General features: G+C 46.1%; 15 protein-coding genes and 1 pseudogene. 5 read left to right on the top strand and 11 right to left on the bottom strand.

From position 1 onward, the window contains the following. Window positions 1-83 precede the first annotated feature (83 nt). Both C0Q44_RS11585 and C0Q44_RS11580 read left to right on the top strand, forming a co-directional pair. Entirely contained in the window at window positions 84-1046 is a 963-nt protein-coding gene (locus C0Q44_RS11585) for a helix-turn-helix transcriptional regulator (RefSeq protein ID WP_105407353.1), read from the top strand. Between the two features lie 84 nt (window positions 1047-1130). After that, on the top strand, window positions 1131-1766 hold the full coding sequence (locus C0Q44_RS11580) for a type 1 glutamine amidotransferase family protein (RefSeq protein WP_105407352.1): 636 nt from the start codon (window positions 1131-1133) through the stop codon (window positions 1764-1766). Here C0Q44_RS11580 and C0Q44_RS11575 read toward each other — a convergent pair. After that, window positions 1750-2676 (bottom strand): NADP-dependent oxidoreductase, encoded by a 927-nt coding sequence (locus C0Q44_RS11575; protein WP_105407696.1) that lies wholly within the window; start codon window positions 2674-2676, stop codon window positions 1750-1752. The genes C0Q44_RS11580 and C0Q44_RS11575 overlap by 17 nt on opposite strands. Window positions 2677-2873: 197 nt before the next feature. Here C0Q44_RS11575 and C0Q44_RS11570 point away from each other — a divergent pair, with 197 nt between their 5' ends. Then, the gene (locus C0Q44_RS11570) at window positions 2874-3752 is read left to right on the top strand and encodes a PhzF family phenazine biosynthesis protein (RefSeq protein ID WP_105407351.1); all 879 of its coding nucleotides are present in this window, start codon (window positions 2874-2876) and stop codon (window positions 3750-3752) included. A gap of 68 nt (window positions 3753-3820) precedes the next feature. On the opposite strand, the gene C0Q44_RS11565 is transcribed toward C0Q44_RS11570, so the two are convergent. The 6 genes from C0Q44_RS11565 to C0Q44_RS11540 form a co-directional block, all read right to left on the bottom strand. After that, window positions 3821-4768, bottom strand: coding sequence for an alpha/beta hydrolase (locus C0Q44_RS11565; RefSeq protein WP_105407350.1), 948 nt, complete (start codon window positions 4766-4768; stop codon window positions 3821-3823). Window positions 4769-4878: 110 nt separating this feature from the next. Beyond that, window positions 4879-5595, bottom strand: a complete 717-nt coding sequence (gene exlX / locus C0Q44_RS11560) for an expansin ExlX (RefSeq protein ID WP_105407349.1) — start codon at window positions 5593-5595, stop codon at window positions 4879-4881. Next, window positions 5579-5761 carry a hypothetical protein gene (locus tag C0Q44_RS11555; RefSeq protein WP_105407348.1) on the bottom strand — a complete coding sequence of 61 codons (183 nt, stop codon included), beginning with the start codon at window positions 5759-5761 and terminating at the stop codon, window positions 5579-5581. Before C0Q44_RS11555 ends, exlX begins: the two co-directional genes overlap by 17 nt. 201 nt (window positions 5762-5962) lie before the next feature. Next, a complete protein-coding gene (locus C0Q44_RS11550) occupies window positions 5963-7168 on the bottom strand; it encodes a cation:proton antiporter (RefSeq protein WP_105407347.1) in 1206 nt (401 codons plus the stop codon). Window positions 7169-7171: 3 nt separating this feature from the next. Then, window positions 7172-7678 carry a cation:proton antiporter regulatory subunit gene (locus C0Q44_RS11545; protein WP_181150938.1) on the bottom strand — a complete coding sequence of 169 codons (507 nt, stop codon included), beginning with the start codon at window positions 7676-7678 and terminating at the stop codon, window positions 7172-7174. After that, complete coding sequence (locus C0Q44_RS11540) at window positions 7668-8138, bottom strand: GreA/GreB family elongation factor (protein ID WP_105407346.1); 471 nt, start codon at window positions 8136-8138, stop codon at window positions 7668-7670. The genes C0Q44_RS11545 and C0Q44_RS11540 overlap by 11 nt, the downstream gene beginning before the upstream one ends. Window positions 8139-8526: 388 nt before the next feature. Between C0Q44_RS11540 and gdhA the strand changes: the two genes are divergently transcribed. Beyond that, window positions 8527-9912 carry an NADP-specific glutamate dehydrogenase gene (gene gdhA / locus C0Q44_RS11535; RefSeq protein ID WP_374955079.1) on the top strand — a complete coding sequence of 462 codons (1386 nt, stop codon included), beginning with the start codon at window positions 8527-8529 and terminating at the stop codon, window positions 9910-9912. Window positions 9913-10248: 336 nt separating this feature from the next. Next, a pseudogene (locus C0Q44_RS11530) lies at window positions 10249-11063 on the top strand (pentapeptide repeat-containing protein). A 155-nt stretch (window positions 11064-11218) separates the two neighbouring features. On the opposite strand, the gene C0Q44_RS11525 reads toward C0Q44_RS11530, so the two are convergent. The 4 genes from C0Q44_RS11525 to C0Q44_RS11515 form a co-directional block, all read right to left on the bottom strand. Further along, window positions 11219-12196, bottom strand: a complete 978-nt coding sequence (locus C0Q44_RS11525; RefSeq protein ID WP_374955078.1) for a diaminopimelate dehydrogenase — start codon at window positions 12194-12196, stop codon at window positions 11219-11221. A 198-nt stretch (window positions 12197-12394) separates the two neighbouring features. Further along, the gene (locus C0Q44_RS11520) at window positions 12395-12970 is read right to left on the bottom strand and encodes a hypothetical protein (protein ID WP_105407344.1); all 576 of its coding nucleotides are present in this window, start codon (window positions 12968-12970) and stop codon (window positions 12395-12397) included. A gap of 98 nt (window positions 12971-13068) precedes the next feature. Then, window positions 13069-13215 carry a hypothetical protein gene (locus C0Q44_RS30160; protein WP_181150937.1) on the bottom strand — a complete coding sequence of 49 codons (147 nt, stop codon included), beginning with the start codon at window positions 13213-13215 and terminating at the stop codon, window positions 13069-13071. Between the two features lie 50 nt (window positions 13216-13265). Next, window positions 13266-14249: an alpha/beta hydrolase gene (locus C0Q44_RS11515; protein WP_105407343.1), complete on the bottom strand. Its 984-nt coding sequence runs from the start codon at window positions 14247-14249 to the stop codon at window positions 13266-13268. Window positions 14250-14253: the final 4 nt, after the last annotated feature.

The following is a 14253-nucleotide window of genomic DNA, read 5'->3' as shown; positions in this document are numbered from 1 at the left end:
ATGCACAGAATGGAATAAATTTCTCCTATTATATCGTATTCCAACACAAAATAAATGATAAAGTAATCTCTGAGGTGAAACTAATGTCTAAAGTAGATAACATGTTGGCCATTCTATGGATGCTGAATTCAGGCAGAAAAATTACGGCAAAACAACTATCTGAAAAATTAGAAATCAATATACGAACGGTTTACCGTTATATTGATGCACTTTGTGCCAGTGGTGTACCCATAATCTCCGATACGGGTCATCATGGCGGGTATACTCTGTTAAATCAATTTATTAAAAGTCCTCTTCTTCTAGATGTAGAGGAGAAAACGACATTACTTCATGCAGCTGTTTTCGCAAAAGAAGCTGGGTATTTTTTAGAAGAGTCATTAAATAGCGCAACTTCAAAGCTTATGATGCACTCAAATCCAGAACAGGAGAGCATGCTCAAGCAACATTTCGAAGGCGTTGAAGTTATTGGTTCCCTTGGAACGCCAACGATAGAGCCCATATTGAAAATTTTGGAGCAAAGTGTACTAAACGAATCGTCAGTAGAAATGGATTACCAAACAAGTCATGAAGAGCAGTTCAAGCATAGAATCGTGGACCCCTATGGAATGATCTATTGGAATCAGAACTGGTATGTTATAGCTTTTTGTCATTTTCGGAATGAAATTCGCAGTTTTAGAGTGGATCGCATCAATCATGTGAACCAAACAGAATTAACGTTCAACCGCCCGGCGCTTTTTTCGGCAAGTACATTTTTCAAGAATAGCCTGCTTCCAGAAGCAGAAAATCCGCAAGCATTTATTCCTCTAGTTCTTACGGGTAAATCAAGCACGCTGGATGGCCTATGCCGGCATTGGTATATGAGACACCATCTCCAGGAACGGACTCCTGAGCGTGCTATGTTTTTAATAGATGAAGAAAAGATGCATAAGTACGTCCCGAGCTTACTTTTGCCTTATGGCAGATCTGTTCAAGTCCTAGAACCCAACCGTTTGAAGCACACACTGGTTGAAGTTCTACATGACCTTATTGACTATTATCAAGTTTAAAAACTTCACTGACGGTAGATGTCAGTGAAGTTTTTATATAATACGAGAGTAATTCAATCATGAATAACAAAAGGAGTGTGTATGATGCAAACGAAGAACGTATATCTATATGTATTTGATACAATGTCAGACTGGGAGATAGGGTATTTAACTGCTGAATTGAACTCGGGAAGGTATTTCAGAAAAGAGGTCGAGCCTTTACAGATCGTAACCGTAGGCGTAGATAAACATCCGGTAACTACGATGGGAGGATTGAACATTCTTCCTCATATTTCTGTTGATGCGTGTGAATTGAATAGTAATGATGTCATCATTCTTCCGGGAGGAAACACCTGGCTGGACACCATCCATGATCCTCTATTGAGAAAAGTTGCTGCCTCTGTAGAAAAAGGTACGGTTATTGCTGCCATTTGTGGTGCCACTGTTGGACTTGCAAAAATAGGGATGTTGGACTCCATACAGCATACAAGCAATGATTTAGGATACTTGAAGATGATATGCCCAGATTACACTGGAGAGACATATTATCAAACGGAGCCAGCAGTAACCGTTGGAAATGTAGTTACTGCATCTGGAATAGCTCCGTTAGAATTTACGATGCATGTACTGAAGTTGCTGGATGTCTTTGCACCAGAAACATTAAAGGCCTGGTACAATCTGTATCAGACGCAAGAGCCAACATACTTCTACGAGTTAATGAACTCTATTGCACCTGAATAACCAGTTTCCCACGAGTATGATGGGTTTCACTCTTCTCATGTGCCTCACGCACTCCTTGTTGAGTGAGCGGATATGTTCCATCAATAATCGATTTGAGCTTGCCTTCCGCAGCCAGTTCAGCTAACTGATCCAGTTGATCCCCTTTGGGCTCCATCATGAATACGTTGGCTGTAACTCCGGCCTCCTTGGCAAGCTTCTCATCCGGTTGTTCGACCAGGGATACCAGATGGCCACCAGATCTCAACACCTTGAAGCTGTCGCGCTGAATATCGCCGCCCATCGTATCGAGTACAACATCATAACCGGAGAGAATCTCCGATAAATCTTCCTTTTTATAATTGATAAAATGATCCACACCCAACGAGCGAAGCAATGCTTCGTTCGATTCACTCGCTGTGGAAGCCACTTCAGCGCCGAGGGACTTGGCAATCTGAATCGCATAGGTTCCCACACCACCGGCACCCGCATGAATGAGTACCTTCTGCCCTTTGGCTAATCGTCCATGATCCACAAGCGCCTGCCAGGCCGTCATCGCAGCCAGGGGAATAGCCGCTGCTTCCTCGAAGCTCAGGTTCTCCGGTATACGGGCAATAATATCTGCATCGACAGCAACATATTCTGCATAGGTTCCGAATTGACGCGGACGTGCAAATACCCGATCACCTTCTCTGAATCGTGTGACATTGGGGCCAGCTTCGACCACCGTACCTGCAACATCGCCGCCCAGAATCAACGGAAAGTTGTCCGCTGCTTCTTTCATATGGCCTTGTCTGATTTTGAAGTCTACGGGGTTCACCGACGTCGCTTGAGTACGAATTAGCACCTGATTCACTCCACAAGTCGGCTTGGCTACTTCTCGTTCCTTCAATTGTTCCGCTCCACCAAATTCCTCAATTACAATTGCTTTCATTAGAGATCCCAGCCTTTCCATTGATTATCGTTATGCTCTCTCTCCCTTCATTACCCTTTCCCAGTGAACACTTGACCTATTCATTCAAGGATTCCTAGCAGGTTGGCATTCACATTCCATTTCAAGAACCATGATATAATGTCGATTATCGATTATGTTAGACCTTAAACCAATAACCGAACAAGCGAGGTAACGATATGGAAGTTGAAGTAAGTACATTACATTCATTTTCGGACAAAACTCTTGGCGGTAACCCTGCGGGTGTTGTTTTACAAGCAGCGTACTTGTCTGAACCCCAGATGCAAGAGATAGCGAGACAAGTCGGTTTTTCAGAAACAGCCTTTGTTATGCCATCGGATCAGGCTGATTTCAAAGTGCGTTACTTCACCCCCAGTGATGAAGTCGACCTCTGTGGGCATGCCACGATTGCTTTATTCTATCTAATGAAAACCCAGCGGCTCGTTGAAGTTGGTACATATACCATAGAGACACTGGCTGGAATCCTTGAGGTTGTTATTGAAGCCCATGGTGAAGTCTATCTGTCTCAGACGTTGCCGGAGTTTGGGGAGATCGTGGACAGACAGCAGATTGCCGATTCATTAGGTATTTCACTGAAGGATTTGCATCCCGAACTACCTGTACAGATCGTGTCTACCGGGCTACCCGATATTCTGATTACCGTTAGAGATGTTGATATTCTGACCAAAATAGTTCCTGACTTCCAGCGTATCACTGAAATATGTAAGGCACATCAAGTCATAGGTTACCACGTGTTTACACTCCAACCAGATGCTGAGGACGTTCTGGCAGAATGCCGTAATTTTGCACCGCTTTATGATATACCGGAAGAGAGTGCAACGGGCACATCTAATGGTGCATTGCTCTGTTATCTGTATCAATACAAGCAACTTACAGATCCTCATCAGCACACGTATACGATCAGACAAGGGTATACCATGAACCGGCCCTCAGAGATTCGAGCCAGGTTAACTGTGGACAATTCCAGTGAAATCACACAGATTCAGGTTGGCGGTAGCGCAATTCATATCAAAAACATTCAAATACACCTCCCTTAATGGGAGGTGTTGTCCGTACGAAGGATATGGAAACTATCTATACGAATGAGTTTCAAGGCTGTTGGTCATCATTGAATCTGTTGTAAAAATCGTAACACTGCCGCCTCCAGTTGGTTCAGTCCTGGCTGTTCTATAGGAAAATGGCCTGCACACTCCAGAATGATGCATTCCTTTTCTCCCCTCAGTCGATCAAAAAAAGGTTGGCTGAACCGGAGGGGTGTCATGGGGTCCCGTTCAGGATGTACCAGCAGGACCGGACACTGGGTGAACTGTTCCGGGTTAACCTCTGGCTCTTTATTCAGGAATGTTCTTAATAATTCCAAAGGAATGCGTGTAGCGGCCGCTTGTGGATCATTCATTATAAGCCGGGTTAAGTCCTGATTATTGGTAATCAGTTGCATCCGGGATACCTGTTTGACCGAGATATGTACATGATCCAGTAGACCAGGGAACATATCCATCATACGTTTACCCACCCGGCTCACCAGACGATTCGGTGCAAGCTGATCGCGCATTTTCGGATTACTGGTGTCTACAAATGTAGTTGCGATCAACCCCTTAACATGCTTGCTGCGAGCACTGGTATGATAGGCAAGCATACCCCCGATACTGCTTCCCAATACAACGATCGGCTTGCCATTTTTCTCGTATTCCCGTTCGATGAGTGACACAAGTAGCTCTATCCATAGTTCGTAGTTGATACGTGTACCAGACATTGCGTAACTTAACCCATACGGTGGAAGATCCGGCGATACCACCTCGTAACCATGTCGCTGTAACATACGGGCATACGGAGCGAGCAATCTGCCATGACCTCCCGCACCATGTATGAACAGAATTTTGATTGAAGACTCCGGCGCAGGTAAGCGATCAATATGCAGATGAACCCCATTCACTTCCCACCATTCTTCTTCTGGAGCTGAATCGTCTCCCACCCTCACTTCTTCCGGGAAAAAGTTCTGATACTGTTTCCAATACAGATGTGTTGTCTGATAGGAAGGTAAACTCTTCTTCATGCGATATATTCTCCTCTTTTTGTATACCAAAAAAGCCGTACTGTGTACGACTTTTCGTTAAGAACACGTTTGTAACTATACTCTTTTTTATAACAACCTTCATACATCTGTCAATCTGGAAATTGTACATTACCTGGTACGATATATGCACCACCCGAGCCATCATCAGGTAGAGCCGGGATCGTGTCATTCAACACCTGACCGCGAATATCGGTCATCCGAATGTTCAGTTTTTCTTTGCCCAGTCCGGTTCCAAGGAAATGATTATAGTCCTGTTTTTCGAGATTGAGCCATGTGCCGTCCTTTTGTTTTACCTCGAACTTCAACACCGGATATTTGTGATTGCGAACCTGAATAGCTGCCCACCACTGACTGCTGCCCTCCTTGATTCGATAGGAGACCTTACCTTGGATTGGAGCTTTGACCACTTTCCAGCTGATATTGATTTTGCCTGCCTTTGGGTCACCGATCAGGTTAAAGGCATTCGGCGAGAGATCCAGCGCTCCGCTGGCACCCTCTGGGTAGAGGTCCGTTACATATACGGTTGTTTTGCCTTTAGGACCTTGGACTTCGAGATAGGCTCCCGCTAAAGCGGCTTTGACACCGTTATAATTGAGTTGGAACGGATTAAGTGCAGTAATCTTCATGTCCGCCGGGATGGGATCAAGCAACACAGCACCTCCCGAGTAACCCGAGCCCGTATACGTCGCGTAACCCTGATATGTATCGTTCCAGGCAGCAGATGCAGGTAGAGCAAATAATACGAGACTGAGCAACATCCCTGTGCCTGCCCATTTTAACCGTTGAAATCTACTTCTTTGCTTCATTCTTCATTCCTCCTTCTTCTTCTTCTTCTTCTTCTTCTTCGTTCTGTACTAGATTTGAATAGCTAGATTCGTTTATATATAACATTATTTTACATATAATCTGTTTATTTTCAATGCTTTCTGCTAAATCACATCCAAAGTCCTGTCTCTGGGCTGGAACATTCATGACCACGCACAAGATATGGATACATACCATAAATTAGTAGAATGGGCATATGAACAAGGCTGCTTTTGATCGTTTCACGTACAAAAAAAGCGCCACACCCAGGAGCAGTTTCTCTCTCCCATAATGTGACGCTTAATTAGCAGAAAATTAGTATTTCCTAGATGTGCATTTCACTATTCAGCGCGTAATTCACCGAACAACTCAGCCCGTCTCCCCTCGTTTCATCCTCTTCCTGAGTCGCTCATACTGTGCATATATCCACGGAGCTTCTTTCGTCAGAATAGGCCCCAGCACAGCCAGAATCAACACATATAACACGGCAAAGGATTGAATGGATGCCATCAGGCCACCAGCCTTGCCGATGTTTGCCATGATAATCGAGAATTCGCCCCGGGAGACCAGCGTAAAACCCACTTTCATTGAGGCCTTTGGCGTCATTCCGGCCAATCTGCCGGCGATCATGCCGGCACCATAGTTACTGGCGATCGTCAGAATGACAGCAATAATCGTCATGCCAACAGCTCCTCCAAGTGACGACGGCTCAATGGTCAGCCCGAAACTGAAGAAGAAAATGGCGCCAAAAAAATCTTTGAAAGGCATGATCTGATGCTCGATCCGGCTGACATGCCTGGATTCACCTAGCACAAGCCCCATCATCAAAGCCCCGATCGCTTCGGCTACGTGAAGTGTCTCTGAGAAGCCCGCCACCAGAAAGAGCAGCGTCATAACGGTAAGCAAAAACAACTCCGATGATTTGATGTTCAGTGCCTTGTCAATATATTTGATGCTCTTTCTGCCAATGATCAGGAACAACACAATGAACAGCAGCGCAGACAGCGACACCAGCAGCACACTCAGGAAGGAAGTCGCTCCGCTAAGTACCAGTCCCGTAAGAATGGAGATATGAATCGCGATGAACAAGTCATCAAACATGATCATGCCCATAATAATCTCTGTCTCAGGATTCGCCGTACGCTTCAGGTCAACGAGCACTTTAGCAACAATGGCTGTAGAAGAACTGGTCATAATACCACAGACAACAAGTGTCTCCTGGAGCGGCAGATCCATGAACCAGCCCAGCAGCAGACCCGATACAAAATTAAGTCCTACGTAAAACATGCCCCCGGTCAAAATAGCTTTGCCAGACTTTAATAAACGGGAGACCGAGAACTCCAGACCCAGGTAGAATAATAAAAACAAAATGCCGAGTCTACCCATAAATTCTATAAAAGTCGAACTTTCGATAAAACGCAAATCTACAATACCAATCTGTGGTGCATGTGGTCCAACAGCCATACCAATCAAAATATAGAATGGAATGACCGAAAATCGTAATCGTGAAGATATCAGCCCCGTAAGTGTAATCAGCGCAACGGCAATTCCCACTTCAAATATGAGCATATCCATAGGCTATGTCCGTCCATCAGTCAACAATTTTTTGAGCAGTTTGATCTGACTCGGTTCACCAGCAACCACAATTGTAGCTCCAGCGGTGAACACATAATCCGGCCCCGGATTATATTGCTTCTCTCTATCTTTCGTTACTACAGCCAGAATAACGGCTCCCGTAGCCTGACGGATATCCAGTTCACCAATCGTCATTCCTATGCTTGCCGCATGAGGCTCAATCCGCAGCCACTCAATCATTAGCCCATCAAGCATCACTTCACGTTCATTCTGAAACTTGGGTTTGTAAGTCATGCCACCGACGATTGCAGCAACTGCCCGCGCCTCATCATCATCCAGCGTCACCATAGAGATCATATCGCCCAGTTCCTCTGCCGTATCGCCTGACTCCATATGGAAGAGATCACGTCGCTCGTCGTTGTGAATTACAATAACCAGATGCTCACCACTACGAGTATGCAACCAATATTTGCGTCCTATGCCCGGTAAATCGGTCTCTTTAAAGTGCATGATCTGCACCCCCCAAGGTCTCATTCAGGGCTTCACTCTTCAACTCAATTCCCTTGATGCGTACTCTCATGGAACCGGATGGCGTCTGAATAGACCGCACTTCCCCTTTGAATCCCAGTAATAATTGACGCCCTACAGGGGAAAGGAAGGAAATACGCCCCTCGTCAGGGTTCGTATCATCTGGCATGACAATCATGAACGAATCTGATGTATGAAAATCGATATATTCAAAATCAATGTGACTGCCGATCAATACAACGGAGTCCAGATCCTCATCTGGGCCCAGGAGCAATTTCTCCACATGCTGCGTATACGCTACCAACTGTCTTTCCAACTGTATCCGTTGCGGATCGCGCGCGTCGAAATAAGCGTCGAGAAAAGTTCTTTTCTCTTCACCCAATGTAAGTAGCTGGCTGACCAGCTTTTCTCTGCAATTATGACGGGAAGTCCTATGGTTCATAGTAGACTTCACCCCCTATACAAGCCTTATTCTCCACGTTAATTCGCATGTTTCTCTTCATCATCCTTGTTCTCCTCCTTGCTTATAGTTCAAGACCCCGAATTTAAGGCCTTCTTACCATCTTACCAAAATGAATTTTTTAATCCAGTGAATTCGATTAACTTGCTGTTTTATTATTAATAATGGCCATATTATTCATTTTTCAGCGAAATTCTTTACATCAGATGACATATCCATAGAACATTTTAATTACTACACAAAAAACTTTTTATAGGTTTTCATCTCGTATTTTTATTTACTTTCCTGTATATTTAACTACAAACTTTTATTCAATTTATGCAAATAAGTGTCCAAAGACTTTAACACAATAAAGGAGTGCATCGAAAAAGTGTCCACGATATCAAAAGAAACTACAGAATCAACTCAAGTTACTGCCGCAGAGTATGTTCATTCCGTTTATGAGTCGGTTGTCGCCAGAAATCCGCACGAAAACGAATTTCATCAGGCTGTCAAAGAAATCCTGGATTCCCTTATTCCTGTTATTGAAGCACATCCCAAATATAAGAACCATAGTCTGCTGGAACAACTGGTTGAACCTGAACGTGTAATCACATTCCGTGTCCCGTGGGTCGACGATCAGGGCAAAGTTCAGGTTAACCGCGGATTCCGGGTACAGTTCAACAGCGCCATTGGTCCCTACAAAGGCGGACTTCGTTTCCATCCATCCGTATATTCAGGCATTATCAAATTCCTGGGCTTCGAACAGATCTTCAAAAATGCATTGACCGGACTGCCCATCGGCGGTGGTAAAGGTGGTTCCGATTTCGATCCGAAAGGGAAATCAGATCTGGAAGTGATGCGTTTCACGCAAAGCTTCATGACAGAGCTCTATAAATATATCGGTTCCGATACTGATGTACCCGCAGGTGATATTGGTGTAGGCGCAAGGGAGATCGGTTACATGTTCGGCCAATACAAACGTATACATGGCGGGCATGAGGCAGGCGTTTTGACAGGTAAAGGGCTGCTCTATGGGGGAAGCTTGGCACGTAAAGAAGCAACCGGCTTCGGATGTGTGTACTTCGTAAATGAGATGTTGAACTCCAAAGGACTCAGCTTCAAGGATAGCACTGTCGTCGTATCGGGCTCCGGTAACGTATCCATCTATGCGATTCAGAAAGCTCAGGAGCTTGGAGCCCATGTCGTGGCATGCAGTGACTCAGGGGGTTACATATACGATGCACAAGGCATCAATCTGGATACCGTGAAACGTTTGAAAGAGGTTGATCGCCTGCGCATCAGCGAATATGTGAAAGAACATCCGCATGCAGTCTACACTGAAGGCTGTGAGGGAATCTGGTCTCTTCCTTGTGATATCGCGCTTCCATGTGCAACGCAAAATGAGATCGATGAGCATGCTGCAGCCCTTCTGGTCAAGAATGGCGTGAAAGCCATTGGAGAAGGTGCCAACATGCCTTCCACATTGGCTGCAATTGACCTTTTCCTCGGCGAAGGTGTTCTGTTTGGCCCAGCCAAAGCGGCTAATGCTGGCGGTGTAGCCGTGTCTGCTCTTGAAATGTCACAGAACAGCATGCGGTTGTCCTGGTCATTTGAAGAAGTAGACGCGAAGCTGCATGACATCATGAAGAATATCTACACCAGCTGTGTAGAGGCCGCAGAAGAGTATGGCTGTAAAGGCAACCTCGTAGCCGGAGCGAATATCGCCGGTTTCCTCAAGGTAGCCGATTCCATGATTGCTCAAGGTGTGGTTTAATCCACAACTTCGAACCCTCATCGAAAGATGCCGTACATCTGGCTAACTACATGCTATGAACCAGGGCAGTTCCCCGTCAATACGGTGGACTGCCCTTTTCTGTTATCTCGCCAATCTCACATTGATGAGAATATGAAAAATTGTGGAACGCAAATCCGGTGTGCCTGTTGCCACTTCCCTGTAGAATAATTGTTAAAGGCAATTGATCGTATTCTGGCGGGATGGTAAAGTGGTACTGACTTGATATTTCTGTGTATATTACTATTCTATGTTTATTATTATAAGGAAGTGTTCTCATTGTCTAACCAACCATCGGCCAGTACAACGAGTCCTCATATGAGTGCAGACTGCGAGCAATGTTTTGGCCTGTGCTGTGTCGCCTTGCCCTATGGCAAATCATCGGACTTTGCTTTTGACAAGTCCAGCGGTACTCCCTGCTCCAATCTGCGCAAAGACAATCGCTGCGGTATCCATACCCAGCTTAGGCAGAAAGGCTTCAAAGGATGTACGGTATACGACTGTTTCGGAGCCGGACAGAAGCTGTCCCAAGTCATCTACGCGGGCAAGGATTGGCGTGATCATCCAGAGTCTGCTCGCGAGATGTTCGATTGTCTGCCTGCCCTCAGGCAACTTCACGAGTTGCTCAGTTATATGAAGGAAATGATGATGCGACCGGAGACGTCATCTCTCCATGCAGCATTTGATGAGTCATATCAGGAGATCGAGCGTCTGAGCAATCTGGAGCCTGCGGCCCTTCTTCGTCTGGATATCGCCGATTATCGGTCCACTGTGAATCAACTCTTGGTTCAGGCAAGTGAAATGATACGTGCAAGTGTGCCACCCACCGCTCATGGACAAGGGAAGTCGAAGAAGAGTAAAAAACGTACCGGAAGTGACTTTTTTGGGGCTAACTTAAAAGGGGCTGACCTGCGGGGCGCAAGCTTCCGGGGGCATTAATGATTGCGGCCGACCTCCGAAACGCAGATACACGAAATGCGGATTGGATTGGCGCAGACTTGCGGGATACGGATCTGGGTGATGCAGACCTGAGAGGTGGCATCTTCCTGACACAATCCCAGATTAATGCAGCCAAAGGTAATGTGAATACCAAGTTGCCGGATCATTTAAACGCCCCCTCGCACTGGGTGTAAGAGCAACAGTTCGCGAGCATCAGGCAGGACAGATAACTTGTACCCCATGCTAATCCATGCAATGTATGCAATGTACGAATCCCCTCGAATGGATTCCATCTAGAAAGCACAAAAAGCTCGCCCTCATGTTGAGGGCGAGCTGATAAATGACTGGATTACAACAAATCGCGGCGAAGATCCTCAGCTGACTTCGGAGACAGGTGACCGAGCGGAATATCGAATACCGTCTTCGCTCCCTTATGACCCTCAGTGCTCAAGCGCTGTGCGGCTCTGGCATATGCCACAAGTACGCTCGCTGTAAATTCAGGATTGCTGTCGAGCTTCAGGCCGAATTCAATAATTTGCTTTTGACCTGCACCGGTAACCCCACTGCGAATTACAAATCCACCATGTGGCATGCCTGCATGCTCGGATTTCAATTCTTCTTCGCTAATGAATGTTACAGTCGTATCGTAATCTGCAAAATAGTTAGGCATCGACACAATTGTCTCACGGATCTCATCCTGATTAGCACCTTCTTCTGCGACTACATAACATTGACGCAGATGCTTCTCACGTGTGGACAGCTCTGGTGTCTCCCCTGCACGAATGCGGTTGATAACCTCTTCCACAGGTACCGTGTACTGAACACCCGCCTTAACGCCTGGAACACGACGGATGGCATCTGAATGCCCCTGGCTCACGCCTTTACCCCAGAACGTGTACTCTTTGCCTTCTGGCAGGATGGACTGTGCAAGCAGACGGTTCATGGAGAACAAGCCCGGGTCCCAACCTGTGGAAATGACACTCACGTGACCGCCTTGCTCTGCCGCAGCATGTACTTCCTTGTAGAACTCCGGAATCTTCGCATGTGTGTCGAAGCTGTCTACTGTATTGAACAACTTGGCGATGGCCGGTGTTTGCTCTGGAAGGTCGGTTGCCGAGCCACCACAGAGGATCATAACATCGATTTTGCCTATGTATTGCTCCGCTGCAGAGATATGCTCAAAACGAACTTCTGTGCTTTCTGCGACCATCTGCTCCGGATTACGACGTGTAAACACAGCAACCAGTTCCATATCCTCGTTCTGAGAAATGGCTTTCTCTACACCTTTACCCAAGTTACCGTAACCTACAATACCCACTCTAATCATGTTCAATCCTCTCCTGTCTTCTTCTATAGTTGTCTACTACTCTACTAAAGATATAACATACCATGTAGCTTGTCCGGTTTCCAGTTCGAAATAAAAATACCTTGCAGCGGTGCAGCTATAATGCTGCTCCGTACGCAAGGTATGGTGAAATACATTCGTTATTATAAGGGAGATCTGTATCCTTCACTTGATCTGCGCTCAGGACTCCGTCCAGGTCAATGTCAGTTCAATGACGCCTTCCTGACCCGCCAGTGATCCTCCGATCAGAGACCAAATTTCCTGTGTATCCGGGTCGGTTCCCTGAATAACAATATTTTTGTCATCGATCGTCTGTCCCGCATCTGTCAACTTTTTGGCATTGAAGTAATCCTTATACAGCTGGGATACTGTTTTCATATCTTGTTCAGTCGAGAAAATCATCATGGCTGATTTCTTGCCTTCATTCTCACCGGAATTGGCTAAACGAATCGTGGCATCTTCAGGCAGCGGGAAATCACTTGGCAGGTTCTCGGGCATCTCACTGCTTCCAGCAGCATTCTCCTCACCTTGATCTGAGTCTGCTGGCGCGGTCGTGCCTTCCGTCTCCGTAACTCCAGTTGATGTCGCTTCGCTCGCTCCTTCATTGGCAGGTTGTTCTGCTGTTCCAGAGGAAACTTCGGTGTCCACCTTCTCTGCATCACCTGTCGACTGGTCTGCCGCACTGCTACAAGCACTCAAGGCCACCATCATTGCCAGGGCCGCACAGGCAAATAAAACATTCTTTTTCTTCACCATCAAATACCACTCCTTCTTCTCGAATGTATGTGCAATTTCTCGTTACTTCTTCGTGAGAAATTTGCTTCTCTATGTGGTTAAACCATCCCCTCCTCATTCTAATCACGTTCAAACGACTGAATGACAGGCATCGCATTCACAGTATTCTTGACCCATGTCACGGATACCGTTAACACAGTCAAAGACAACAAACAACTTGCCATGAGTATGGACAGGAAACGGGTGACAACTCTAATCTTTTTCATCCATTCCTCCTCCTCATCCTGTTCTTGTTGTATTGGCAGAATCATGTTACTCATAAATCACTGGACGGCGTCACTAATTTCATAATTTCAGCGGCAACCATATCCGGCTGACTACGATGGATACGCGAATTCGCGTGTGGCACAGTCCGCTGTGTACCCTGACTTGACCATGAAGCAAAATCCGCTTGATCGGTCTGCCATGCCCGACCGCCTACATCCGTCTGCTCTGATTCTGCCGTGAGGATCGTCAGTGGAAAATCGAATTTTGTTTTATTCTTTATCACACAATCAGCATTGGTTCTGGAATTCCGAATTTCTTCCATAACGTTATCATTGTACGCATGTCTCAAGGTGGATATGGTGAGGGCTTTTTTCATCGGTTCCGTGACCAGATCAGGGTCGATAACCAAAGAAGCCATCATGCGATCCGAATGCAACAATGTGCGTGCTATTCCTGTTTTCACCAGAAAACGGGACGACTCAATCATCCATTCTGGTGTATCCAAGTCCGCACGACTATAATACTCTGGACTTCCTCCATCGATCATGACCATGCCCGCCACCTCATCAGGATACCTTTGCGCGAACCGGAGTGTCTCCAGAGCGCCCAGCGAGTGACCTACCATAATGTAAGGTGGACGTTGACCGGATGTTCGCAGTAATTGGTGGATCTCTTCCGAGATGGTATCGACATCACGAGGTTGATCCGTATAGTCGCTGTAGCCATACCCGAACCGATCATATACCGCAATTTTCACCTCAGATTTCAACTTGTCATACAGCGGGCTGAAATCCACATAAGGATTGGGTGTACCCCAGCCTGAGGCAAACACAACTGTCACCTCTCCTTTGCCAGCGGTGTAGAGATGCATGTTGTGACCACTCACTTCATAATACTTGCCTGGTGGAGGATAGGACTTCATATCCTGCGTGGATTGATAAGACTCATATACCGTACCTGCCAACAGCAATAGTCCTGTAGCCAGCATCACGCCTCCCAACACCTTTAACCCTTTCCGCAACCCCTTCTTCATCCTT

Source organism: Paenibacillus sp. PCH8, from assembly GCF_002968835.1.
In the GTDB taxonomy this organism is placed as follows: Bacteria; Bacillota; Bacilli; order Paenibacillales; family Paenibacillaceae; genus Paenibacillus.
Note: the sequence above shows the minus strand (reverse complement) of the source record. Positions and strands in the feature narration are given on the sequence as shown.

Bases quoted from the DNA above. Each gene is read 5' to 3' on its own strand.
- C0Q44_RS11565 (WP_105407350.1), bottom strand. From the start codon at position 4,768: ATGAAGAAGAGTTTACCTTCCTATCAGACAACACATCTGTATTGGAAA.
- C0Q44_RS11525 (WP_374955078.1), bottom strand. From the start codon at position 12,196: ATGATTAGAGTGGGTATTGTAGGTTACGGTAACTTGGGTAAAGGTGTA.
- C0Q44_RS11515 (WP_105407343.1), bottom strand. From the start codon at position 14,249: ATGAAGAAGGGGTTGCGGAAAGGGTTAAAGGTGTTGGGAGGCGTGATG.
- C0Q44_RS11540 (WP_105407346.1), bottom strand. From the start codon at position 8,138: ATGAACCATAGGACTTCCCGTCATAATTGCAGAGAAAAGCTGGTCAGC.
- exlX (WP_105407349.1), bottom strand. From the start codon at position 5,595: ATGAAGCAAAGAAGTAGATTTCAACGGTTAAAATGGGCAGGCACAGGG.
- C0Q44_RS11550 (WP_105407347.1), bottom strand. From the start codon at position 7,168: ATGGATATGCTCATATTTGAAGTGGGAATTGCCGTTGCGCTGATTACA.
- C0Q44_RS30160 (WP_181150937.1), bottom strand. From the start codon at position 13,215: ATGAAAAAGATTAGAGTTGTCACCCGTTTCCTGTCCATACTCATGGCA.
- C0Q44_RS11570 (WP_105407351.1), top strand. From the start codon at position 2,874: ATGGAAGTTGAAGTAAGTACATTACATTCATTTTCGGACAAAACTCTT.
- C0Q44_RS11555 (WP_105407348.1), bottom strand. From the start codon at position 5,761: ATGAATGTTCCAGCCCAGAGACAGGACTTTGGATGTGATTTAGCAGAA.
- C0Q44_RS11575 (WP_105407696.1), bottom strand. From the start codon at position 2,676: ATGAAAGCAATTGTAATTGAGGAATTTGGTGGAGCGGAACAATTGAAG.
- C0Q44_RS11520 (WP_105407344.1), bottom strand. From the start codon at position 12,970: ATGGTGAAGAAAAAGAATGTTTTATTTGCCTGTGCGGCCCTGGCAATG.
- C0Q44_RS11585 (WP_105407353.1), top strand. From the start codon at position 84: ATGTCTAAAGTAGATAACATGTTGGCCATTCTATGGATGCTGAATTCA.
- C0Q44_RS11545 (WP_181150938.1), bottom strand. From the start codon at position 7,678: ATGCACTTTAAAGAGACCGATTTACCGGGCATAGGACGCAAATATTGG.
- C0Q44_RS11580 (WP_105407352.1), top strand. From the start codon at position 1,131: ATGCAAACGAAGAACGTATATCTATATGTATTTGATACAATGTCAGAC.